The organism is Streptococcus sanguinis SK49 (genome assembly GCF_000212815.1).
In the GTDB taxonomy this organism is placed as follows: domain Bacteria; phylum Bacillota; class Bacilli; order Lactobacillales; family Streptococcaceae; genus Streptococcus; species Streptococcus sanguinis_C.
The window spans coordinates 792,798-814,707 of sequence record NZ_GL890985.1; the positions used below are offsets into that span (position 1 = coordinate 792,798).

At 42.0% G+C, this 21,910-nt stretch carries 22 protein-coding genes and 1 pseudogene; 20 read left to right on the forward strand and 3 right to left on the reverse strand.

The window, feature by feature from the left end; genetic code table 11:
• The first annotated feature begins 195 nt into the window (after nt 1-195).
• From arcA to HMPREF9380_RS07015, 5 genes are all read left to right on the forward strand, one after another.
• The gene (gene arcA / locus HMPREF9380_RS07035; protein WP_002932852.1) at nt 196-1,425 is read left to right on the forward strand and encodes an arginine deiminase; all 1,230 of its coding nucleotides are present in this window, start codon (nt 196-198) and stop codon (nt 1,423-1,425) included.
• A gap of 50 nt (nt 1,426-1,475) precedes the next feature.
• A complete protein-coding gene (gene argF, locus HMPREF9380_RS07030) occupies nt 1,476-2,492 on the forward strand; it encodes an ornithine carbamoyltransferase (protein ID WP_002900826.1) in 1,017 nt (338 codons plus the stop codon).
• A 166-nt stretch (nt 2,493-2,658) separates the two neighbouring features.
• Entirely contained in the window at nt 2,659-3,606 is a 948-nt protein-coding gene (arcC, locus tag HMPREF9380_RS07025) for a carbamate kinase (protein ID WP_002932855.1), read from the forward strand.
• Between the two features lie 205 nt (nt 3,607-3,811).
• Complete coding sequence (locus HMPREF9380_RS07020; protein WP_002932857.1) at nt 3,812-5,323, forward strand: YfcC family protein; 1,512 nt, start codon at nt 3,812-3,814, stop codon at nt 5,321-5,323.
• Between the two features lie 21 nt (nt 5,324-5,344).
• A complete protein-coding gene (locus HMPREF9380_RS07015) occupies nt 5,345-6,682 on the forward strand; it encodes a dipeptidase (RefSeq protein ID WP_002932858.1) in 1,338 nt (445 codons plus the stop codon).
• A gap of 139 nt (nt 6,683-6,821) precedes the next feature.
• On the opposite strand, the gene HMPREF9380_RS07010 is transcribed toward HMPREF9380_RS07015, so the two are convergent.
• The 3 genes from HMPREF9380_RS07010 to HMPREF9380_RS07000 are packed head-to-tail and all read right to left on the reverse strand — an operon-like array spanning nt 6,822 to nt 8,526.
• Complete coding sequence (locus HMPREF9380_RS07010; protein WP_002896068.1) at nt 6,822-7,292, reverse strand: arginine repressor; 471 nt, start codon at nt 7,290-7,292, stop codon at nt 6,822-6,824.
• A gap of 16 nt (nt 7,293-7,308) precedes the next feature.
• The gene (gene queA, locus HMPREF9380_RS07005) at nt 7,309-8,337 is read right to left on the reverse strand and encodes a tRNA preQ1(34) S-adenosylmethionine ribosyltransferase-isomerase QueA (protein ID WP_002932862.1); all 1,029 of its coding nucleotides are present in this window, start codon (nt 8,335-8,337) and stop codon (nt 7,309-7,311) included.
• Nucleotides 8,338-8,346: 9 nt separating this feature from the next.
• Entirely contained in the window at nt 8,347-8,526 is a 180-nt protein-coding gene (locus HMPREF9380_RS07000) for a hypothetical protein (protein ID WP_002897949.1), read from the reverse strand.
• Between the two features lie 134 nt (nt 8,527-8,660).
• Here HMPREF9380_RS07000 and nagB point away from each other — a divergent pair, with 134 nt between their 5' ends.
• From nagB to HMPREF9380_RS06930, 15 genes and pseudogenes are all read left to right on the forward strand, one after another.
• Nucleotides 8,661-9,368 (forward strand): glucosamine-6-phosphate deaminase, encoded by a 708-nt coding sequence (gene nagB, locus HMPREF9380_RS06995; RefSeq protein ID WP_002932867.1) that lies wholly within the window; start codon nt 8,661-8,663, stop codon nt 9,366-9,368.
• 150 nt (nt 9,369-9,518) lie between these two features.
• Nucleotides 9,519-10,874: a DUF1958 domain-containing protein gene (locus HMPREF9380_RS06990; protein ID WP_080555437.1), complete on the forward strand. Its 1,356-nt coding sequence runs from the start codon at nt 9,519-9,521 to the stop codon at nt 10,872-10,874.
• 94 nt (nt 10,875-10,968) lie between these two features.
• Nucleotides 10,969-12,138, forward strand: coding sequence for an MFS transporter (locus HMPREF9380_RS06985; RefSeq protein ID WP_002932868.1), 1,170 nt, complete (start codon nt 10,969-10,971; stop codon nt 12,136-12,138).
• Nucleotides 12,139-12,250: 112 nt separating this feature from the next.
• Complete coding sequence (locus HMPREF9380_RS06980; RefSeq protein ID WP_002932869.1) at nt 12,251-13,201, forward strand: competence protein CoiA; 951 nt, start codon at nt 12,251-12,253, stop codon at nt 13,199-13,201.
• 170 nt (nt 13,202-13,371) lie between these two features.
• Entirely contained in the window at nt 13,372-13,758 is a 387-nt protein-coding gene (locus HMPREF9380_RS06975) for a DUF1310 family protein (protein ID WP_002932870.1), read from the forward strand.
• Between the two features lies 1 nt (nt 13,759).
• Nucleotides 13,760-13,945 carry a hypothetical protein gene (locus tag HMPREF9380_RS06970; protein WP_002932871.1) on the forward strand — a complete coding sequence of 62 codons (186 nt, stop codon included), beginning with the start codon at nt 13,760-13,762 and terminating at the stop codon, nt 13,943-13,945.
• A gap of 129 nt (nt 13,946-14,074) precedes the next feature.
• On the forward strand, nt 14,075-14,461 hold the full coding sequence (locus HMPREF9380_RS06965) for a DUF1310 family protein (RefSeq protein WP_002932872.1): 387 nt from the start codon (nt 14,075-14,077) through the stop codon (nt 14,459-14,461).
• A 167-nt stretch (nt 14,462-14,628) separates the two neighbouring features.
• Nucleotides 14,629-15,015: a DUF1310 family protein gene (locus tag HMPREF9380_RS06960; protein ID WP_002932877.1), complete on the forward strand. Its 387-nt coding sequence runs from the start codon at nt 14,629-14,631 to the stop codon at nt 15,013-15,015.
• A pseudogene (locus HMPREF9380_RS0110990) lies at nt 15,016-16,656 on the forward strand (hypothetical protein).
• Nucleotides 16,653-17,027, forward strand: coding sequence for a hypothetical protein (locus tag HMPREF9380_RS06955; RefSeq protein ID WP_002932880.1), 375 nt, complete (start codon nt 16,653-16,655; stop codon nt 17,025-17,027). Before HMPREF9380_RS0110990 ends, HMPREF9380_RS06955 begins: the two are co-directional and overlap by 4 nt.
• Nucleotides 17,028-17,062: 35 nt before the next feature.
• Nucleotides 17,063-17,371 (forward strand): hypothetical protein, encoded by a 309-nt coding sequence (locus HMPREF9380_RS06950; protein ID WP_002912043.1) that lies wholly within the window; start codon nt 17,063-17,065, stop codon nt 17,369-17,371.
• 162 nt (nt 17,372-17,533) lie between these two features.
• The gene (gene pepF / locus HMPREF9380_RS06945) at nt 17,534-19,336 is read left to right on the forward strand and encodes an oligoendopeptidase F (RefSeq protein ID WP_032907283.1); all 1,803 of its coding nucleotides are present in this window, start codon (nt 17,534-17,536) and stop codon (nt 19,334-19,336) included.
• Nucleotide 19,337: 1 nt separating this feature from the next.
• Nucleotides 19,338-20,021 (forward strand): O-methyltransferase, encoded by a 684-nt coding sequence (locus HMPREF9380_RS06940; RefSeq protein ID WP_002932885.1) that lies wholly within the window; start codon nt 19,338-19,340, stop codon nt 20,019-20,021.
• Nucleotides 20,022-20,139: 118 nt separating this feature from the next.
• A complete protein-coding gene (gene prsA, locus HMPREF9380_RS06935; RefSeq protein WP_002932886.1) occupies nt 20,140-21,165 on the forward strand; it encodes a peptidylprolyl isomerase PrsA in 1,026 nt (341 codons plus the stop codon).
• A 140-nt stretch (nt 21,166-21,305) separates the two neighbouring features.
• Nucleotides 21,306-21,887, forward strand: coding sequence for an LURP-one-related/scramblase family protein (locus tag HMPREF9380_RS06930; protein WP_173361587.1), 582 nt, complete (start codon nt 21,306-21,308; stop codon nt 21,885-21,887).
• The last annotated feature ends 23 nt before the right edge of the window (nt 21,888-21,910 follow it).

A 21,910-nucleotide genomic window follows, 5' to 3' on the forward strand; every position in this document is an offset into this window, starting at 1 on the left:
CAAAAATATATAATGCATAAATATTCAAGAAAACGCTTTAAAGAAGAATATTATAAAAATAAAAATAGAAAAAAGCAAAGGATTTGGCATTTGCAATGTAGACTTTTTCTTGAAAGCGGTAGCATTAAATGCTAGAATAGTACATGTAAACGGGCTTAGAAAAACCTAAACCGCAAAGAAAAAGGAGGATAGTAGATGTCTACACATCCAATTCGTGTTTTCTCAGAAATTGGAAAACTGAAAAAAGTTATGTTGCACCGTCCTGGCAAGGAGTTAGAAAACTTGCAGCCGGACTACTTAGAACGTCTTCTTTTTGACGATATTCCTTTTTTGGAGGATGCACAAAAAGAACATGATAACTTTGCTCAAGCGCTTCGTAATGAAGGAGTTGAGGTGCTCTATCTTGAGCAGCTGGCTGCTGAGTCACTGACTTCTTCAGAAATCCGCGAGCAATTCATCGAAGAATATCTGGAAGAAGCCAATATTCGTGGCCGTGAAACCAAGAAGGCTATTCGCGAACTGCTCCGTGGTATCAAAGATAACCGAGAGTTGGTTGAAAAAACGATGGCAGGAGTTCAAAAAGTTGAATTGCCAGAAATTCCTGAAGAAGCAAAAGGCTTGACGGACTTGGTGGAATCTGATTATCCATTCGCTATTGATCCAATGCCAAACCTTTACTTCACACGTGACCCATTTGCTACGATTGGTAATGCTGTATCGCTCAACCACATGTATGCAGATACTCGTAATCGTGAAACTCTCTACGGTAAATACATCTTCAAATATCACCCAGTATACGGTGGAAATGTTGAACTTGTATATAACCGTGAAGAAGATACACGTATCGAAGGTGGGGATGAACTGGTTCTTTCAAAAGATGTGCTGGCGGTTGGTATTTCACAACGTACAGACGCAGCTTCTATCGAAAAACTCTTGGTCAATATCTTCAAGAAAAATGTTGGCTTCAAGAAAGTTTTGGCTTTTGAATTTGCCAACAACCGTAAGTTCATGCACTTGGATACTGTCTTCACTATGGTTGACTATGACAAGTTCACGATTCACCCAGAAATCGAAGGCGATCTTCGCGTTTACTCTGTGACTTATGTTGATGATAAACTTAAGATTGTTGAAGAAAAAGGTGATTTGGCAGAAATCTTGGCAGAAAACCTTGGTGTAGAAAAAGTTCACCTGATTCGCTGTGGCGGTGGCAATATCGTAGCTGCTGCGCGTGAGCAGTGGAACGACGGTTCTAACACCTTGACCATCGCACCTGGTGTAGTAGTAGTGTATGATCGTAATACAGTTACTAACAAGATTTTGGAAGAATACGGCTTGCGTTTGATCAAGATCCGCGGAAGTGAATTGGTTCGCGGTCGTGGTGGACCACGCTGTATGTCTATGCCGTTTGAACGTGAAGAAATTTAGAAATCCAGTATTTTACTGATACTCAAAGAATAGAAAGAGGAAATAATAGAATGACACATTCAGTATTCCAAGGACGTAGCTTCTTAGCAGAAAAAGACTTTAGCCGTGCTGAGTTAGAATACCTTATCGGTCTTTCAGCTCACTTGAAAGATTTGAAAAAACGCAATATTCAACACCACTATCTTGCTGGCAAGAATATCGCTCTCTTGTTTGAAAAAACATCTACTCGTACTCGCGCAGCTTTTACAACAGCGGCTATTGACCTGGGAGCACATCCAGAATACCTTGGTGCTAACGATATCCAGCTTGGCAAGAAAGAATCTACAGAAGATACTGCTAAAGTATTGGGCCGTATGTTTGACGGGATTGAATTCCGCGGCTTTAGCCAACGCATGGTAGAAGAATTGGCAGAATTTTCAGGTGTTCCAGTCTGGAATGGTTTGACTGACGAATGGCACCCAACTCAAATGTTGGCTGACTACTTGACTGTTCAAGAAAACTTTGGCCGTCTGGAAGGCTTGACATTGGTATACTGTGGTGATGGACGTAACAATGTTGCCAACAGCTTGCTGGTAACAGGAGCTATACTTGGCGTCAACGTTCACATCTTCTCACCAAAAGAACTCTTCCCAGAAAAAGAAATCGTTGAATTGGCAGAAGGCTTTGCGAAAGAAAGCGGCGCACGTATCCTCATCACTGAAGATGCTGACGAAGCAGTTAAAGGTGCAGACGTACTTTACACAGACGTTTGGGTATCTATGGGTGAAGAAGATAAGTTTGCAGAACGCGTTGCCCTCCTCAAACCTTACCAAGTAAACATGGATTTGGTGAAGAAGGCTGATAATGAAAACTTGATTTTCTTGCACTGCTTACCAGCATTCCACGATACAAATACTGTTTACGGTAAAGATGTCGCTGAAAAATTCGGTGTAGAGGAAATGGAAGTAACAGACGAAGTCTTCCGTAGCAAATATGCTCGTCATTTTGACCAAGCAGAAAACCGTATGCACACAATCAAAGCGGTTATGGCTGCAACTCTTGGAAACCTCTACATTCCAAAAGTATAATCTTATATAAGAAACCGTCTACCAACAGCTATGAGGGCTGCGACTAATAGCTTTAGTCCGGTCCTCTTTTATATGATAAGAAATGATCATTTTCTTATTGAAAATTAAATAATCTACTAAAATAAATTGGAAGCGCATTCATTGAAGCGCATTTAAGGAGAATTTAATGGCAAATCGTAAAATCGTTGTAGCCTTGGGAGGAAATGCCATCCTTTCATCTGACCCATCAGCGAAAGCACAGCAGGAAGCCTTGGTGGAAACTGCTAAACACTTGGTGAAATTGATTAAAAACGGGGATGACCTTATCATTACCCATGGAAATGGTCCACAGGTAGGGAACTTGCTGCTGCAACAGTTGGCAGCAGACTCTGAAAAGAATCCTGCCTTCCCACTAGACTCTCTTGTGGCTATGACAGAAGGCAGCATAGGCTTCTGGCTGCAGAATGCTTTGCAAAATGCTCTCTTGGATGAAGGTATCGAAAAGAATGTTGCTTCTGTTGTGACGCAAGTAGTAGTTGATAAGAACGATCCAGCTTTTGTCAATCTCAGCAAGCCAATCGGTCCTTTCTACTCAGAGGAAGAAGCAAAAGCGGAAGCTGAAAAGAGCGGAGCGACTTTCAAAGAGGATGCTGGCCGTGGTTGGCGAAAGGTCGTTGCTTCACCAAAACCAGTCGATATCAAGGAAATTGAAACGATCCGTACGCTTTTGAATCAAGGTCAAGTAGTAGTAGCTGCGGGTGGCGGCGGAATTCCTGTCGTCAAAGAAGAAAATGGCCATCTTACTGGTGTTGAAGCCGTTATTGACAAAGATTTTGCTTCTCAACGCTTGGCAGAGTTGGTTGATGCTGACCTCTTTATCGTCTTGACGGGTGTGGACTATGTCTTTGTTAACTACAACAAACCAGATCAAGCAAAGCTGGAGCATGTGAATGTTGCTCAGTTGGAAGAATACATCAAGCAAGAACAATTTGCTCCAGGCAGCATGCTTCCAAAAGTAGAAGCAGCTATCGCCTTTGTCAATGGCCGTCCAGAAGGTAAAGCAGTTATCACATCTCTGGAAAATCTTGGTGCTCTGATTGAGTCTGAGAGCGGCACGATTATTGAAAAAGGCTAGGCATAGAACTGATTGAAAGTCGATAGCAGCTGAAATCTGTCGCTGCTGCAAGTCTTTTCCTGAAAATCTTTGATTATTTTCAAAAACACTGGCTTTTTCAATGTTAATATGGTAAAATAAAAACAAAGTAAGCGTTTTCTTGTTTGCTCATACAGGGGAATGCAGGTTCGTAACCTCGTTAAAAAATTTTTAGGAGGGAATACAAATGAGTGAAAAAACAAAAAAAGGGTTTAAGATGCCTTCATCTTACACCGTATTGTTGATAATCATTGCCATTATGGCAGTTCTGACTTGGATTATCCCAGCAGGGGCTTTTGTAAAAGGTGTTTATCAGCCTCAGCCACAAAATCCACAAGGGATTTGGGATGTCCTGATGGCACCGATTCGTGCAATGCTGGGTACGCATCCAGAGGAAGGATCCTTGATCAAGGAAACTACTGCAGCGATAGATGTTGCCTTCTTCATCCTCATGGTCGGTGGTTTCCTTGGTGTTGTCAATGAAACTGGCGCTTTGGATGTGGGAATTGCCTCTATCGTTAAGAAGTACAAGGGTCGCGAAAAGATGCTGATTGTTGTCTTGATGCCTCTCTTTGCTCTTGGTGGTACTACCTACGGTATGGGTGAGGAAACCATGGCCTTCTATCCGCTTTTGGTACCGGTGATGATGGCGGTTGGTTTTGACAGTCTGACTGGGGTGGCTATTATCCTGCTTGGTTCGCAAATCGGATGTTTGGCTTCTACGCTAAATCCATTTGCAACGGGTATCGCTTCAGCGACTGCTGGTGTTGGTACCGGTGAAGGGATTGCTCTCCGTCTTATCTTCTTGTTTGTCATGACAGCTCTCAGTACTTGGTTTGTTTATCGCTATGCGGATAAAATTCAAAAGGATCCGACCAAGTCACTGGTTTACAGTACTCGCGAAGAAGATTTGAAACACTTCAACGTTGAAACTTCTTCATCTGTTGAGTCAACACTGAGCAAAAAGCAAAGACTTGTCTTAGTATTGTTCATTTTGACATTTGTCCTTATGGTATTGAGTTTCATTCCTTGGACAGATCTCGGTATTACTATCTTTAAGGACATCAATACCTGGCTGACAGGTCTTCCAGTACTCGGTAAGATTGTTGGTTCATCTACTTCCGCACTGGGAACTTGGTACTTCCCAGAAGGAGCTATGCTCTTTGCCTTCATGGGAATCTTGATTGGTGCTGTTTACGGTCTCAAGGAAGACAAGATTATCTCAGCTTTTATGAACGGTGCAGCTGACCTGCTTAGCGTAGCCCTGATCGTAGCAATCGCTCGTGGTATTCAAGTTATCATGAATGACGGTATGATTACAGACACAATTCTCAACTGGGGCAAACAAGGACTCAGCGGTCTGTCATCACAAGTATTCATCGTCTTGACCTACATTTTCTACCTGCCAATGTCCTTCCTTATCCCATCATCATCTGGTCTGGCCAGTGCAACTATGGGAATCATGGCTCCGTTGGGAGAATTTGTCAATGTCAAGGCAAGCTTGATCATCACAGCTTACCAGTCTGCTTCAGGTGTGCTGAACCTAGTTGCTCCAACTTCTGGTATCGTTATGGGAGCTTTGGCACTCGGACGTATCAATATCGGCACTTGGTGGAAATTTATCGGCAAGCTGATTGTAGCTATCATTGCTATCAGTATTGGTCTCTTACTCCTAGGAACTTTCTTACCGTTCCTATAAGCTAGAAGCTGAGGTGATTCCATGAAAAATTTTATAACGGAAGAAGTTAAAGAAGATTTTCTTGAATCTTTGAAAACAATCGTTTCTTATCCTTCAGTACTGAATGAAGGTCAAAATGGAACACCTTTTGGACAAGCTATCCAAGATGTCCTAGAAAAAACTTTAGAAATCTGTCGGGGGCTAGGTTTTACAACCTACCTCGACCCTAAAGGTTATTACGGATATGCAGAAATCGGTCATGGAGCTCAGCTCCTGGCCGTTCTCTGTCATTTGGATGTTGTTCCATCAGGTGATGAGTCGGACTGGCAGACGCCGCCTTTTGAAGCCACTGTCAAAGATGGCTGGATTTTTGGTCGTGGGGTGCAGGACGACAAGGGACCTTCCATGGCCGCTCTTTATGCTGTAAAAGCATTGCTGGACAGTGGAGTGGAATTTAAAAAGCGGGTTCGCTTTATCTTTGGTACAGATGAGGAGACACTTTGGCGTTGTATGGGTAGATACAACCAGCTAGAAGAGCAGGCTACACTTGGCTTTGCACCAGACTCTTCCTTCCCTTTGACCTATGCTGAGAAGGGGCTTCTGCAGCTTAAGCTAGAAGGACCTGGCTCTGATACTTTAGAGCTCGAAGCTGGTCAAGCTTTTAATGTCGTTCCTGCCAAGGCTTCCTATTCAGGCAGCCTACTAGAGTCAGTCGTCACAGGGCTGGAAGATTTAGGCTATGAATATAAGCGAACGGCAGAAGAAGTAACGGTTATCGGCTTGCCTAAGCACGCCAAGGATGCTGCCCGAGGAATTAACGCCATTATTCGCCTAGCTAAGGTCTTGCAGCCCTTGGATTCGCATCCGGCTCTTGTCTTTCTGGCTCAGGCGGTTGGTGAAGATGCGACAGGCAGCCATCTCTTTGGGGCTGTGTCTGACGAACAGTCGGGCTTTCTTTCCTTTAATGTTGCCGGTCTTACTTTAACCTCTGACCGCTCTGAGATTCGGATTGACATGCGGGTTCCGGTCTTGGCAGACAAGGACAAGTTGGTTGAAAAGCTGGCAGAAATAGCCAGTCAATACGAGCTGACCTATCAGGAGTTTGATTACTTGGCTCCGCTCTATGTACCATTGGACAGTGAGTTGGTCAGCACCCTGATGGCAATTTATCAGGAGAAAACAGGAGACAACAGTCCAGCTATGTCTTCTGGCGGAGCGACCTTTGCTCGTACGATGCCTAACTGTGTTGCCTTCGGCGCTCTCTTTCCAGGAGCCGACCAGACAGAGCATCAGGTCAATGAACGATTGCGCTTAGATGATCTATATCGGGCCATGGATATTTACGCGGAAGCCATTTATCGTTTGGCTACAACACCTTAAATGCTGACTTTTTAAAACCCTCTTCAAATCTTATTTATACTGCCTTGCTCTGGTCAAGTATGGCTTGCTGATTTGCTAATGGGTTTCATTGAGACAAAAATCGTAAATAGAAAAAGCTGAGGTAATGTTGTCTCAGCTTTTATTTACTAAAGAAGAATGGTGGGGTGAATTCCTTGAGCTTCTCAAAGCAGTCAAGAGCCCCTTGATCATCTTCGCAGATAATCAGACAGACGTCATCACCGCAGACAGTAGCAACAATCTGTGGCAGCTCTAGAGCGTCTAAGATTGCACCGAAAGATTGAGCCAACCCAGGCAGGGTTTTCATGACGACTTGATTTTGAACTGGCCGCAGCATGACCAAAGCATCCTCCATATAGAAACGAAGGCGTTTTTCCCAACGGGATGGTGCGATGCTATTGATGATATAGTAGGAAGTATCGTTCTCACTGACCTTGACCAGATTGAGTGCTTTCATATCTCGTGAAAGAGTGGACTGGGTTACAATGACGCCGTTTGCTTCCAAATGCTCCTGAAGTTCTTGCTGGGTATGGATTTTTTTCTCCATGATTAAGGAGCGGATAAGACGGTGTCTGCTTTCAATTTTATTCATAAATTTTCACCTATAGTTATTTGATAAACATAGCATCACCAAAGCTGAAGAAGCGATAGCGCTCAGCAATAGCGTGTTCATAAGCTTCAAGTGTTAAGGAACGTCCGGCAAAGGCAGAGACTAACATGACCAGAGTTGACTTGGGCAGGTGGAAGTTGGTTGAAAAAGCATCAACGACCTTCCAATCGTATCCCGGCTTGATAAAAATATTAGTCCAGCCAGAGTCAGCCTGAATCTGACCCTGGAATTTACTGCCAATCGTCTCCAAGGTGCGGATAGATGTCGTGCCGACTGCAATGACACGTCCGCCATTTGCCTTGACCTGACGCAGTGTCTGGGCAGCTTCCTCGGACAGACTGTAAAATTCGGAGTGCATCTCGTGATCATCTAAGCTGTTTACAGAAACCGGTCGGAAAGTTCCTAGTCCGACATGAAGGGTTAGATAGACCAACTTGACTCCCTTGGCTGCAATCTGCTCCAATAGCTCCTCTGTGAAATGAAGTCCAGCAGTTGGCGCAGCAGCAGAGCCGTTTTCTTTGGCATAGACAGTCTGGTAGCGTTCGCGGTCTGCCAGTTTTTCGTGGATATAAGGCGGCAGCGGCATTTCTCCCAAACTTTCCAAGACTTCTAGGAAAATCCCTTCATAGCCAAAGCGTACGATTCGACCGCCATGGTCAAGCTCCTCTACCACAGTAGCAGTTAAGCGGCCATCGCCAAAGGAAATGTGAGAACCTACTCTGAGGCGCTTGGCTGGCTTGGCTAGCACTTCCCAATCATCGCCCTGGGTATTTTTGAGTAGCAGCAGCTCGACATGGCCCCCTGTCTCAGGCTTGATACCATAAAGGCGGGCAGGCAGGACACGTGTATTATTCATAACTAGGGCATCGCCGGGCTGGAGCTGATCAATAATCTGGTCAAAGTGCTGGTCGGAGAAGGCTCCCGTTTCTTTATCGACCACAAGTAAGCGGGAAGCATCCCTTTTTTCTAAAGGCGTTTGAGCAATCAGCTCTTCGGGCAAGTCAAAATCAAAATCAGCGGTATTCATTGTATCTCCTTATATTGTTTTCATCAGCCAGAGTAGATAGGCAGCGAGTAGAAAGGGACTAGCTGTAAGCAAGCCGCCCAAAATCAAACTTACAATCTGCCAGCCTGGTTGTTTTTTCATGAGGAAACTCAGGCTGCAGAGTAAGACTCCGACTAAAAATAAAATCAATAAAACAATCAGTAAAAACATGTCTCTATTATAACACGATTTGCTGCAAAAGGAAGCGAGCATGACTAAAAAGTATGTCTATTTTGCAGACTTTTTCTTGACAAAAATTGGTCTATACCATATAATAAAATTAAGAAAAGAAGTGGAGGTAGAAAATGAAAATTATTCAAGTGGAAAACCAAGTAGAAGGTGGAAAAGTGGCTCTCGAACTGCTCAAGGAAAAACTAGCTCAGGGAGCAAAAACGTTGGGATTAGCTACAGGTAGCAGCCCAGAAGGATTTTACAAGCAGATCGTTGAGAGTGACCTTGATTTTTCAGAGATATTCAGTGTCAATCTGGATGAATATGTTGGTTTGCAGGAGGACGATCCTCAGTCTTATCGCTATTTCATGAATCAGCACCTCTTTAACCAAAAGCCTTTTAAAGAAAGCTTCCTGCCTAATGGCGCAGCGAAAGATTTAGAAGCAGAAGTGGCGCGGTACAATCAGCTTCTCGCAGAGCATCCTGCTGATTTGCAGATTTTGGGAATTGGTACGAATGGCCATATCGGCTTTAATGAGCCGGGAACTAGTTTTGACAGTCAGACTCACTTAGTGGATCTGACACCGTCCACCATTCAGTCCAATGCTCGATTCTTCGACAAGATGGAAGATGTTCCGACTCAGGCCATTTCCATGGGGATTGGCAACATTCTCAATGCTAAGTCCATCATTCTCTTTGCTTACGGTTCAGCTAAGGCCAAGGCTATAGCAGGGACTGTTGAGGGTGAGGTGACGGAGGAGCTGCCTGGCAGTGCTCTCCAGAAGCATCCAGATGTTGTGATTATCGCTGATAAGGAAGCGCTTAGCTTGTTAAATCACTAAGATTTTAATGCTATTGCTATAAAACTGGTTTTGCCAGATAAAAGTCTCTTAATTTCCTATCTATTTTTTAGGTAGGATTTTTAGATTTATGGTTAACTTTGCGTAAAATATGATATACTAGATAGGTATAATTGTTCTTTGGAGGATCCTGTGAAGAAAAAGCTTTTGTTATTGGGAATTGCGTTCCTGACCTCTTTAGCGCCACTAGCTGCTAGGGCTGATGAATTGGTGGATATGGCTAAAAAGATGTATCCGCATGATAATGTTCAGGCGATTAATCGTCCCAAGTCTTCTCTCGTTATTGACGGCAGTACAGGTGATGTTGTCTGGGAGGATAATGTCGATGAGGTGCGTGATCCCGCTAGTATGAGTAAGCTCATGACGCTTTACTTGGTCTTTGAAGCGATTAAGGAAGGAAAAATCAGCGAAAAGACGGTCATTACAGCTACACCTCAGGATCAGGCTACCGCTAATATTTATGAAATTTCTAATAATAAAATTGTCGCTGGTGTGGATTATACCGTATCTGAGCTGATTACCATGACAATCGTGCCTTCATCCAATGCGACAACCGTTATGCTGGCCAATTATTTATCGGACAATGATCCAGATGCTTTCTTGGATCGGATGAATGCCAAAGCTCAAGAGCTGGGCATGACGAATACCAAGTGGTTCAATGCCAGCGGTGCAGCAGCGGTTTCTTTTAAGGGCTATTATAACCCCCAAAACTACGATAATTATGCCAGCAATCAGACAACAGCCCGTGATTTGGCGATTCTGGCTTACAATTTTGTCAATCACCATCCTGAGATTCTAAACTACACTAATAAAGCCAAGGTTACGGTTAAAGCTGGAACTCCTTACGAGGAGACCTTTGAAACCTATAATTACTCCCTGCCGGGTGCTAAATACGCACTCAAGGGCGTAGATGGTATGAAGACGGGCTCTAGTCCTAACGGTGCTTTCAACTATATCGCGACCATTAAGCGTGGAGATCAGCGCATGATTGCTGTGATTATGGGAGTCGGTGACTGGTCTGACCAAGACGGTGAGTATTACCGCCATCCTTTTGGTAATGCTTTGATTGAGAAGGCTTATGCGGACTACGAGTACAAAAAACTCTTATCCAAGGGTGAGCAGGAGATTGATGGACAGAAATATAAGCTGCCTGAGGATTTCTACGCTACTGTTAAAAAGGGAACCGAGCCTAAAGTCAAGGTTGAAAATAATGTTCTCAAGGCTGAGAATGGCTTGAAGACCTTGTCTAGCAAGATCTCTGATGAAATGAAAGTCGAGAAAGTTGAGAATCCAGTTGCTCAGGCTATTGAGAATGTGACTGGCAGCAAGTCGGAAAGCAAGCCTTGGTATGGTGTGTTCTTCAGCGATAAGATGTTAATTCTGTTGCCTGTTGGCATTCTGTTGATCATTCTGTACTTTGAATACCGCAGTCGCCAAAAACGCAAGGCTGCAAAGCAGGAACGCCGTAGAAATACAGATGTTGAATAAAGGGAATGTCCTCTGTCACATACGAACGGAATGACTTTTCAAGCTAAAACTCAGTTCTTTTGCTGAGTTTTCTTTCTGTTTTAAGGAGATTTTCATGCTAAAAAAGTTTCACAACAGCTATCTAGCTCATTTTTTACTCTTTAATTTTTTCTTTCTAGCCTATTCTCTTTTTTCGACTCTGATATCAGTCTATATGCAGGACTTAGGCTATTCTAATGCCCAAGTATCTATGGTAGTGTCAGCTTCCTTCTTTGCTTCCATGTTGGCTCAGCCGCTGTTTGGGATTCTCAGCGATGCTTTGGGGATTAAAAAGATCTTCCTTTTTAGCTTTCTAGTTATGATGGTTGGGGCTGTATTTTTCATGAAAGCGACTCAGCTTTGGCAGTTACTGGTCTGGTATAGTCTGGTCCTCATGCTGGTTAACGGGGTCAATCCAGTCATGGATGTTCTGGCAGCTCAAAGTCCTTATACTTATGGTAAGATTCGGATTTGGGGGACCATTGGCTATGCTTTAGGCTCTCAGCTGGCAGGATTGATCTATCAAAGAGTCGCACCGCAGGCTATTTTCCCAGTCTTTATTGGCATGATGCTTATCAGCAGCATAGGACTTTTGGGAATCCAGCCCAAGCACGACCGAGCAGCCCTAGAAAGCAGGAATACCCGCAAGCAGACAGGTCTGGGGAAGCTCTTGACCAACAAAACCTATCTCTTTTACCTGCTTTTGGTCGCCCTTTACTCTGGAGTGGGGAATACTGGTCATACCTATATCCCTGCCATGCTACAGCATAGTGGCTTAGAGGTGGATATGGCTTCGACTGTTGTTGCCCTATCAGTTCTGGTTGAAGCGCCTTTTATCTTTTATTCCTATCTCTTTATGGACAAGATTTCGATGAAGAAGCTTCTTTATATCTGTTTGGGAATCATCTTTCTCCAGTACAGCGTTTATGCCTTGGAGCTAGGTTTGATTTCGAAAATCGGGATGACTCTTTTTTCCAAGCACGTGACGGGCATGGTTTTGATTATGGTGACCCTAAAAATCGTAGCCAGCTTGGTCGATGAAAAATACCTAGTTACAGCCATTGCTTTGGTCCAGACAGCCCGCAGTCTAGGAACCATTCTCATTCAAAATCTGGCCGGCCACTTTCTGGACAGTTGGGGCTACGAAGGAATGAACCTCTTTCTAGCAGCTATTATCTGCTTAGTCTGTCTCCTGGCCCTCTTTCTAAAATTGCCAGAACGAAAAGGAAACCAATTATTTGGATAATGAAAAACGAGTCGGAGAGATGTTCTCTTGACTCGTTTTTTTGTCTAGATAGTTTCTCTGTCTTTTTGCGAATATTTTAGTAAATGAGAGAAATTTTAGAGGGGGCTAGGATATGTTTGTGGCGAGAAATCATAAGGGGCTTTTGTGTAATGCTCTGGAGGAGAAGATTGAGAAGGGGGCTGATTTCGTCTGCCCGGCTTGTTCAGGGGCAGTCCGTTTTAAAAAAGGGAAGGTTATGAAGCCGCATTTTGCGCATGTTTCGCTAGAAGAGTGTAGTTTTTATAGGGAAAATGAGAGTGCTGAGCACCTCAACCTTAAGGCGGAGCTTTTTCGCTGGGCTGTCCAGACAGAAGAAGTTGAGGTGGAGGCTTTTTTACCTGCTCTGCAGCAGATTGCTGATTTGCTGGTTGATAAAAAACTGGCTCTTGAAGTCCAGTGCAGTTCTCTAAGAATAGAACGACTGCAGGAACGGACGCTTTCTTACCGCCAGCATGGCTATCAGGTCCTCTGGCTCTTGGGGCGAAAACTTTGGCTCAAGGATTCCCTAACCCGCCTGCAGAAGGATTTTCTCTATTTTAGTAAAAATATGGGCTTTCATATCTGGGAGCTGGATCAAGAAAAGCAAGTTCTGCGTCTCAAATACCTGATTCACGAAGATCTGCATGGAAAAGTCCAGCACAAGACCAAGAACTTTCCTTTTGGTCACGGCCGGCTTTTGGATATTTTGCGTTTGCCCTTTCAAAAGCAGGAGATGAATAGCTTTCTAGCTCAGCAAGATCCGCAGATCTGCAATTATATCCGCCATCAGCTTTATTACCAACAGCCTAGATGGATGCGGCTGCAGGCTCAGCTCTATCAGGCTGGAGATAATCTCTTGACTAAGACTGCAGAGGATTTTTATCCACAGGTTCGGCCGATACAGGCTGCCTCCTTCTGTCAGATAACTACTGACCTGACTGACTATTACCAGCAGTTTGAGAACTATTATGCCAATCTCCAGCAAAAAAATCTGCAAATTGTTTATTCACCGGCCTTTTATGAGATGATAAAAGAAAATTGCTAAGTATCGTTAGTTTCTCATTGATGAAGCCATCAACTTTTAGCTATCCTTTCAGTTTTATAATATTTAAGAATCCTGTATAATATAATAAAGTAATAAGTTAGATAGTTAAAAATTCTAAATCGTGCTAATCCAGTAGGCTTTAGAAAATATGAGAAGTGAAAGGTGCTATCATGAAGAAAATTTTTGTCATTTTTCTGACTATCATCACACTCAGTTCAGCTATGTTTTTAGGAGGGTGCAGTATGCTAAACAGTCGGTCAGAAAAAGAAGAAATGATTCAGATTGCGGAGAGTAAAAAGATGAAGAAAGCCTTGGAAAATTTTCTCAAAGGTTTAGATTCTAAAGCTTTGACACCAGAAGGAAAGATTAAATCCTATGAAATTCAAAAGGATAAGTTAGATTATAATCCCATGGGTGGACTAAATGTTTACATAATTATTAATGGGAATGAAGTTTTGAATATTGATATGACTGTTCAGGAAGAAGATACTGGAGAATATGAAGTTGTATCATATGGTATTCCACAAGAATTGAGTGAGTTATTAGAAGAGGATTAACATGGCTAATAATGCAGAGTACAATGATAAGCAGAATGTTGCAGCAGCTTTGGTAGAGTATCGTGAATTAGAATTTGGGAGAAATTATTCAATAGCAGGTAAGAATGGATACATTGGTAATCTTTCTCAGGTATACGACAATGTAAATCGCCATGAAGAACAAATTTTTATCTTTATGAATCTTTAAAAATAATTCCGCCTTCATATTCTTTGGAAAAATAGTATAACAATTAATATAAGTCGTTAATCTAAATGTGGCTTGTCATTTTCGTTAAGACATTAGCTTTACCAAAGATGAGAAGCGAAAGGAGCTGTCATGAAGAAAATTTTTGTAATCTTTCTGAGTATCATTATGCTCAGTTCAGCTATGTTTTTAGGAGGCTGCAGTATGCTAAATAGTCGTTCAGAACAAGAAGAAATGCTTCAGATTGCGGAGGGGAAGAAAGCGCAGAGAGCAATAGAAGAATTACTAAGACAGGAAGATCCTAAAGCATTGACAGAGGAGGGGATTATAAAAGAATATTCAATTAACAAAAATGAATTAGACTATAATCCAATGGGGGGATTAATCATTGAACTTATAATCAATGATGACCCAGAATTAACTATTAAAACAACATTGATGGAAGAGTCTGATGGGAAGCTAGAACATACAGGATATGTAATCTCTGGTGAGCTTGCAAAGAAGTTGAGGGGAGAATGACATGACATATGATAAAGAATTTTATATTTATGAATCTCCGATGATTCCGTTTTCATATTCTCGATAAAAATAGTATAATAATCAATATAAAACATTAATCTAAATCTAGTTTCCCATTTTTGCTAAGGATCCAGCTTTAGCAAGGATGAGAAACGAAAGGAGCTGTCATGAAGAAAATTTATGTAATATTTCTGAGTATTCTAACGCTCAGTTCTGGCATGATTTTAGGAGGTTGTAGTATGGTAAACAGTCATTCAGAAAAAGAAGAAATGATTCAGATTGCAGAGAGTAAAAAGATGAAGGAGGCGATTGAGAATGAGTTGAGAGCACTAGATCCTAAAGCTCTGACAGCAGAAGGGAAAATTAAATCTTATGAAATTCAAAAGGATAAGTTGGAGTACAATCCTATGGGAGGAATGTTGGTTTATGTGGTTCTCAATAATGATCATGAGTTAAATATGAGTATGACGGTATTAGAAGAAAAGACGGGTGAGTATAGAATAGCGAGTTATTTTGCATCTGATGAACTTGACAAACTTGTTGGAGGTATATAAATGGATGGCTACTTAAATCCTATTGATGGCACAGGATATACTGATAGACAAAATGTAGATATTGCTATGTTTGAATATGCCAAAGATATAACTGTTGGAAAAAAAGCTAAAGTTGGTGATGTTGGCTACATAGGCACCGTCTCTCAAATTTACGACAATGTAAATGGCCATGAAGAGCAGGTCTATGTGCTAACTAATAAAGAAAGTGGCTTAACAGAAGCTGAAATCCAAGACTCTAATGGGAGTTTGCGTGGTGCTGTTCCCTACTCAGCTTCGGATGCTGAGCGTGCTCAGGTGCAGGATGTGACAGTCATGATGCAGGGCTCTCAGACCAAGACTCACACTCCTAAGTTGATCCACGATACTGTTACGGATTGGCTGCCTACAGACTTTGTGACGGCGTCTCACCGTCTGGGACCTGTAGGTGCAGTAGAATATGCTACCCCTTTCGTTTATCGTCATTCAAAAAATATTATTACTCAAAAAAGCCGAGAAGAACTAGATAAGGCAGATCGAGACGTAAGTAATAAGATAGGAAATGTAGTCGGAATCTTTAATAAAGATGCTGGTCAAGCAGTGAAGCAGAGCCTTAATTCTTTCAATAAAAATCCCTTTAATGAGCTGAGGAAGAATGTTATATCAAATCTTGCAGGTGTTTCTGGCGGAACTTTCACGACAGGAATTGCTGCACCAAATATTATGGTAGCTGCTAGTTATCTCAAACAGACACAAGAGTTTCCTCCTGCTCAGTTTAAGGATGCGGCTAAGCATCTTAAGGAAACCATTCGTAAGTATCCGAATGCCAAGATTGATCTTTACTGACACTCTTTGGGTTCTATGGATATCCAGTATGCTCTATCCACTCTGACAGAGGAGGAGATGCGCCATATTGGCACTGTCCATATCTACAATGGCCCCAATATCTATCCTCTCTTAACCAAGGAACAGCAGGAAAGACTGGATAGTGCTAAGTATAAGATCTTTAATCATATCGACCATAAGGATATCGTCAGCTTAGGCTACAGCTTATCTGGCAGTGAAAATGCTGCTGGCATTGTACGCCATATTGCGACTGTCGAAAAAGAAATCGGCGATCAGCATATGATGGAGGGCTATATCTACGATAAAAATAAAAATTTTGTGCTTATGGATGGGACGGGTAAGACGACTATCAAGGATACCATCAAAGCAAATATGATTCCTTACCAGAATATGAAGAAGTATCTGTCTAAGGGGGGATTTAGCAGTAATGAAAAGATTTATCTGGACAGTGTTCAAGCCCAGGCAACTGTTCAAAATTTAGTAAATGTGACCAAACTAGGCTATGACACGTTGCAGCAGGCTAGAGATCAGGTTGTTAGCGAAGCGGAAAAGCTAGCAGAGCAGTTGGGAAAGGTTCCTCAGGGCTTCAGTCTTAGTCCAGACGAGGTGACTGCAGCCTATCAGGCTGGAGGTGCAGATTATCAATCATTGGTCGGATCTTTACAAGAGCACTTTGAAAGTCGATTGTCTAAATTTCAGATGCTTCTAACTATCTTTGAAGTTTTGCAAGGTCAGATTGAAGCTGGAATTGAGCAGCTGCTGGCTAAAGATCAGACATTAGCAGGAGATTTTGAGCAATGGAACCAAATCAATCAATGAAGCAGGATATAGCTAAAAAAGAAAAAGAGTTGGAGGAGCTTTACTCAGAACTTCAGCGTGAACGTTTGAAGATTGATAAAGAACGAGATATCATACTATCTAAGAAAAAAGCTTTTTCCGACATGCTACAAGAAGAGTATGAAATGGCGACTGCTATTTTACGGAAACAAGAAAGGGACACTAGTATCGAATGGCAAGCTTTAAATCAGTATATAGAATCCTATGATGTGTTGGCAGAAGAGGCTAGCAGCGAGGAATTGAAAAATCTTGATTTAAAAGATGAGAAAGTTTTGGAAACATTCTCTAAGCAGAGACGCCGTTCAGAATGGGAAATTGAAGATAGCTATTGTCGCCTTCGTGATTCTAAATAAATTTGCTGTTTAGAGTAGAGGAAAGGAAAAAGTCTATGTTTATATCAGAAATAGCTTCAGCACCAGTAAAAAGTTACTTTTCACCATCTAAAACAGCCGATTTGACAGAAATTAGGAAAGCAATAGAAAAGCAAATTATAACGAATGTTTTAGCTCCTCTTTTGTTAGCTCAAAAAAGCAGCCTTCAAAGCAATTATGATACTCTTTTTACCGATGTCGCAAAGACTGTTCAGGAGAGTGTGAAAGTAGCTGCAGATCAGATAGATAGCTCGATGAAAGGGCAATTTTCTAAAAAAGTTGTAAGCGTTATAGACAACAGCGGTACGAAATTTGAAGAAATTTAGCAATGAACTCTTTGGAATCTAATTTTTCTTTGGTCAGGAATTAGGTTCAAAGAGTTTTTTTATTAATTAAGTCTGTCTGCCTAGCTACTATGTGATTTTGGTACTTGAGTTTTATAAAAAGTGGAATTTTGTGATAGAATAGGGGAGTCGGAGGATTTTTTTATGGCAAAACAAAGAAATAAAATTGAAGAAAAATATACTTGGGATTTGAGTACCATTTTCCCAACAGATGAAGCCTTTGAAGCGGAGTTGGCGCAGGTTTCAGAAGAAGTGAAGAAAGCAGCTGGTCTGGCTGGGCATTTGCTGGATTCAGCGGATAGTCTCTTAACAACGACTGAAATCCAGTTGGACTTGATGCGTCGTATTGAAAAGCTTTATTCTTATGCTCACATGAAGAATGACCAGGATACACGTGTGGCTAAGTACCAAGAGTATCAGGCTAAAGGCATGACTCTTTACAGCGACTTTGGTCAAAGCTTTGCTTTCTATGAGCCAGAATTTATGGCGATTACAGAAGAGCAGTACCAAGCTTTCTTGGCTGAGCAGCCAGCCTTGCAGCAGTATCAGCATTATTTTGACAAGCTTTTGAAAAAGAAAGCCCACATCCTAACACAGCGTGAAGAGGAGCTATTGGCTGGTGCTGGTGAAATTTTTGGTGCAGCGGGCGAAACCTTTGCTATCTTGGATAATGCAGATATCGTCTTTCCGATGGTGCATGATGAAGATGGAAATGAAGTTCAGCTCAGCCACGGTAACTATATCACTCTGGTCGAGTCTAAGAACCGAGAGGTCCGCAAGGAAGCTTACGAGGCTCTCTACAGCGTCTACGAGCAGTATCAGCATACCTATGCTAAGACTTTGCAGACCAATGTCAAGGTTCACAATTACAATGCGAAAGTCCGCAAGTTCTCATCTGCCCGTGAAGCAGCCTTATCAGCTGATTTTATTCCAGAAAGTGTATACGATAGCTTAGTTTCAGCTGTCAATAAGCATTTGCCTCTTTTGCAGCGTTATATCGCTTTACGAGCAAAGATTTTAGGCATTTCTGACTTGAAGATGTATGATATGCACACACCTTTGTCAGAGACAGACTACAAGTTCACTTATGAGGAAGCCTTGGCTAAGTCTGAGGAAGTCCTGGCAATTCTGGGTGAGGATTATTTGAGCCGAGTGAGGACAGCTTTTTCAGAGCGCTGGATTGATGTTCATGAAAATCAAGGCAAGCGCTCAGGAGCATACTCAGGCGGTTCTTATGATACCAATGCCTTTATGTTGCTCAACTGGCAGGACACGCTGGATAATCTATTTACCTTGGTGCACGAGACAGGCCATAGTATGCACTCAAGTTATACCCGTGAGACCCAACCTTATGTTTACGGTGATTACTCTATCTTCCTAGCTGAGATTGCTTCGACGACTAATGAAAACATCCTGACAGAGAAGCTCTTGGAAGAAGTAGAAGACGATGCTACCCGCTTTGCTATCCTCAATCACTTCTTAGATGGCTTCCGAGGAACGGTCTTCCGTCAAACCCAGTTTGCTGAGTTTGAGCATGCGATCCACAAGGCTGATCAAGAAGGTCAAGTTTTGACCAGCGAGTTTCTCAATGAAGTCTACGCTGAATTGAACGAGAAATACTATGGATTGAAAAAAGAAGATAATCCACAGATTCAGTATGAGTGGGCACGGATTCCGCATTTCTACTATGATTATTATGTTTTCCAATATTCGACAGGATTTTCAGCGGCTTCTGCCTTGGCTGAAAAGATTGTCCATGGCAGTCAGGAAGACAAGGATAAGTATCTGGACTATCTCAAAGCTGGGAACTCTGACTACCCACTTAATGTAATCAAAAAAGCAGGTGTGGATATGGAAAAAGAAGACTACCTAAATGCTGCTTTTGCTGTCTTTGAGCGTCGCTTGGACGAATTCGAAGCCTTGGTCGAGAAGTTGGGACTGGCATAAGATGGTCGAGACTTATAATCAAAACTCCAATCCCAATATGCGTCGGCCGGTGGTCAAAGAAGAAGTCGTAGACTTTATGAGACAGCGTCTCCAGCCAGTCACTGGTGGCCTCAAAGAGTTGGAGGATTTTGCTAGAGTTGAAAATGTGCCCGTGATTCCTCATGAGACAGTGGCTTACTTCCGCCTGCTACTCGAAAGTCTCCAGCCAGAGAAGATTTTAGAAATCGGTACGGCTATTGGTTTTTCGGCCCTTTTGATGGCCGAGCATGCTCCTCAGGCTCAGATTACGACTATTGATCGAAATCCAGAGATGATTGAGCTGGCTAAGGTTAATTTTGCTAAGTATGACAGCCGTCAGCAGATCACTCTGCTGGAAGGTGATGCAATGGATTTGCTTGAGACACTGGATGATTCTTACGACCTTGTCTTTATGGACTCTGCCAAGTCCAAGTATGTGGTCTTTCTGCCCCAAATCCTCAAACGCCTTAATCCTGGTGGCCTGATCCTCATTGATGATGTCTTTCAAGGCGGAGATGTTGCCAAGTCTTTTGAGGACATTAAGCGTGGCCAACGGGCAATTTACCGAGGTCTGCATAGTCTTTTTGACGCAACTCTGGACAGTCCAGATTTGATTGCGAGCCTACTTCCCTTGGGAGATGGGTTGCTTATGATTAGAAAAAAATGAGATCTCTATTTTTTAACTAATATTTAAAAGTTTTTTGCAAAATTTTAGATATCAAATTAAAAATATGGTACAATAGAGAACGTTAAATTATTTAAGAATAAAGGAGTAAAAATCTATAATGAAGAAAAAAATTTTTGCAGGAGCTGTAACACTCTTGTCAGTCGCTGTATTAGCAGCATGTTCCAACTCAGAAGGCAAGGACATCGTGACCATGAAAGGAAATACGATTACTGTCAATGAATTCTACGATCAAGTGAAAAACAATGGTGCGGCTCAGCAGGTCTTGCTGCAAATGACTATCAAGGAAGTTTTTGGTGAAAAATACGGAAAGAATGTTACAGATAAAGAGGTTAACGAAGCATTTGATAAGATGAAAACTGCTTACGGTACATCTTTTGCGCAAGTACTTGCTCAAAGTGGACTAACCGAAGAAACATATAAAGACCAAATTCGAACAAATAAACTTGTTGAGTACGCTGTTAAAAAAGCTGCTGAAAAAGAGCTGACTGATGAAAATTACAAGGCTGCCTTTGAAAACTACACTCCGGAGGTAACAGCTCAAATCATTAAGATTGATAGCGAAGACAAGGCAAAAGAAGTCTTAGAAAAGACCAAGGCGGAGGGTGCAGATTTTAGTCAAATTGCTAAAGAGAACTCTACCGATACTGCCACTAAGGATAAAGGCGGAGAAATCAAGTTTGATTCTAGTTCAACTGATGTTCCTGATGCAGTTAAAAAAGCTGCCTTTGCTTTGGAAGAAAACAGCGTTTCAGATCTTGTAACTGTCCAGAATTCTCAATATTCAGCAAGTTATTACATTGTTAAGTTGGTTAAGAAGTCAGAAAAATCTTCTAACTGGAAAGATTACAAAGATAATTTAAAAAAGATTATTGTAGCTCAAAAAGAAAATGATACTAGCTTTATTCAGTCTGTCGTAGCTCAGGAACTTAAAGAAGCTAATATCAAAGTTAAAGATGATGCTTTCCAAAGCCTCTTTGCACAGTATATTGAAACAACTGGTTCTTCATCCTCAGCTTCTTCATCGGAAGCTTCATCAAATGCTACCAGTAGTTCAGACTCTGCTGAGTCTAGCTCAGCAGCTGAAAGTAGTTCAACAGAAGCTTCATCCTCAGCCGCAGAATAAGGTTGACGAAAAGAGAATAAGCAAGTATAATAAGACTGGTGAGAATTGATTTTTCAAGTTCTTAGTTCAGAGAATTGGCGGTGCTGCGAGCCATCTGAGACGGGGAATCATGCTACTCATCTTGAAAAATAGAATACGAAATGAGAATGACAAGTTCATTGAATGAAGGTGGTACCGCGGTTTTTCGCCCTTCGGACAAGGAACTTGTCTTTTATGTTGACTATGGAGGTAGCATAATGAAAACCTATCTTGTCAAACAGAAATTTCGCTTAGGCGGCGAACGCTTTGATATCAAGGACGATCGAGGAAATGTGGATTATCAAGTGGAAGGCTCTTTCTTCCAGATTCCTAAGACCTTTACTATCTATGATAGTCAGGGTCAAATCGTCAGTCAGATTACCAAGACCCTTTTAACCCTCCTGCCCCAGTTTGAGATCAAACTCAGCAGTGGGCATAGCTTTTATATCCGTAAGAAATTCTCTTTTTTGCGTGATAAATATAAATTTGATAATTTGGGTCTTCGAGTTGAAGGGAATATCTGGGATTTAAACTTTTGTCTGCTGGATGACAGCAATCAAGTCGTTGCAGAGATTACCAAGGAGCTCTTCCATCTAACCTCTACTTATCAGGTGAATGTCTATGATGAGGCTTATTCAGATTTGGTCATTTCCCTCTGTGTCGCTATTGATTATGTCGAAATGCTGGAAAGTTCGTCCTCGTAATGCAATTATTTTTAGAAAAAAAT

Bases quoted from the DNA above. Each gene is read 5' to 3' on its own strand.
- HMPREF9380_RS06955 (WP_002932880.1), top strand. From the start codon at position 16,653: ATGAAGCAGGATATAGCTAAAAAAGAAAAAGAGTTGGAGGAGCTTTAC.
- HMPREF9380_RS06950 (WP_002912043.1), top strand. From the start codon at position 17,063: ATGTTTATATCAGAAATAGCTTCAGCACCAGTAAAAAGTTACTTTTCA.
- argF (WP_002900826.1), top strand. From the start codon at position 1,476: ATGACACATTCAGTATTCCAAGGACGTAGCTTCTTAGCAGAAAAAGAC.
- prsA (WP_002932886.1), top strand. From the start codon at position 20,140: ATGAAGAAAAAAATTTTTGCAGGAGCTGTAACACTCTTGTCAGTCGCT.
- HMPREF9380_RS07020 (WP_002932857.1), top strand. From the start codon at position 3,812: ATGAGTGAAAAAACAAAAAAAGGGTTTAAGATGCCTTCATCTTACACC.
- HMPREF9380_RS07000 (WP_002897949.1), bottom strand. From the start codon at position 8,526: ATGTTTTTACTGATTGTTTTATTGATTTTATTTTTAGTCGGAGTCTTA.
- HMPREF9380_RS06985 (WP_002932868.1), top strand. From the start codon at position 10,969: ATGCTAAAAAAGTTTCACAACAGCTATCTAGCTCATTTTTTACTCTTT.
- pepF (WP_032907283.1), top strand. From the start codon at position 17,534: ATGGCAAAACAAAGAAATAAAATTGAAGAAAAATATACTTGGGATTTG.
- arcA (WP_002932852.1), top strand. From the start codon at position 196: ATGTCTACACATCCAATTCGTGTTTTCTCAGAAATTGGAAAACTGAAA.
- nagB (WP_002932867.1), top strand. From the start codon at position 8,661: ATGAAAATTATTCAAGTGGAAAACCAAGTAGAAGGTGGAAAAGTGGCT.
- HMPREF9380_RS06980 (WP_002932869.1), top strand. From the start codon at position 12,251: ATGTTTGTGGCGAGAAATCATAAGGGGCTTTTGTGTAATGCTCTGGAG.
- arcC (WP_002932855.1), top strand. From the start codon at position 2,659: ATGGCAAATCGTAAAATCGTTGTAGCCTTGGGAGGAAATGCCATCCTT.
- HMPREF9380_RS06965 (WP_002932872.1), top strand. From the start codon at position 14,075: ATGAAGAAAATTTTTGTAATCTTTCTGAGTATCATTATGCTCAGTTCA.
- HMPREF9380_RS07015 (WP_002932858.1), top strand. From the start codon at position 5,345: ATGAAAAATTTTATAACGGAAGAAGTTAAAGAAGATTTTCTTGAATCT.
- HMPREF9380_RS06960 (WP_002932877.1), top strand. From the start codon at position 14,629: ATGAAGAAAATTTATGTAATATTTCTGAGTATTCTAACGCTCAGTTCT.
- HMPREF9380_RS06970 (WP_002932871.1), top strand. From the start codon at position 13,760: ATGGCTAATAATGCAGAGTACAATGATAAGCAGAATGTTGCAGCAGCT.
- HMPREF9380_RS07010 (WP_002896068.1), bottom strand. From the start codon at position 7,292: ATGAATAAAATTGAAAGCAGACACCGTCTTATCCGCTCCTTAATCATG.
- HMPREF9380_RS06975 (WP_002932870.1), top strand. From the start codon at position 13,372: ATGAAGAAAATTTTTGTCATTTTTCTGACTATCATCACACTCAGTTCA.
- queA (WP_002932862.1), bottom strand. From the start codon at position 8,337: ATGAATACCGCTGATTTTGATTTTGACTTGCCCGAAGAGCTGATTGCT.
- HMPREF9380_RS06930 (WP_173361587.1), top strand. From the start codon at position 21,306: ATGAGAATGACAAGTTCATTGAATGAAGGTGGTACCGCGGTTTTTCGC.
- HMPREF9380_RS06940 (WP_002932885.1), top strand. From the start codon at position 19,338: ATGGTCGAGACTTATAATCAAAACTCCAATCCCAATATGCGTCGGCCG.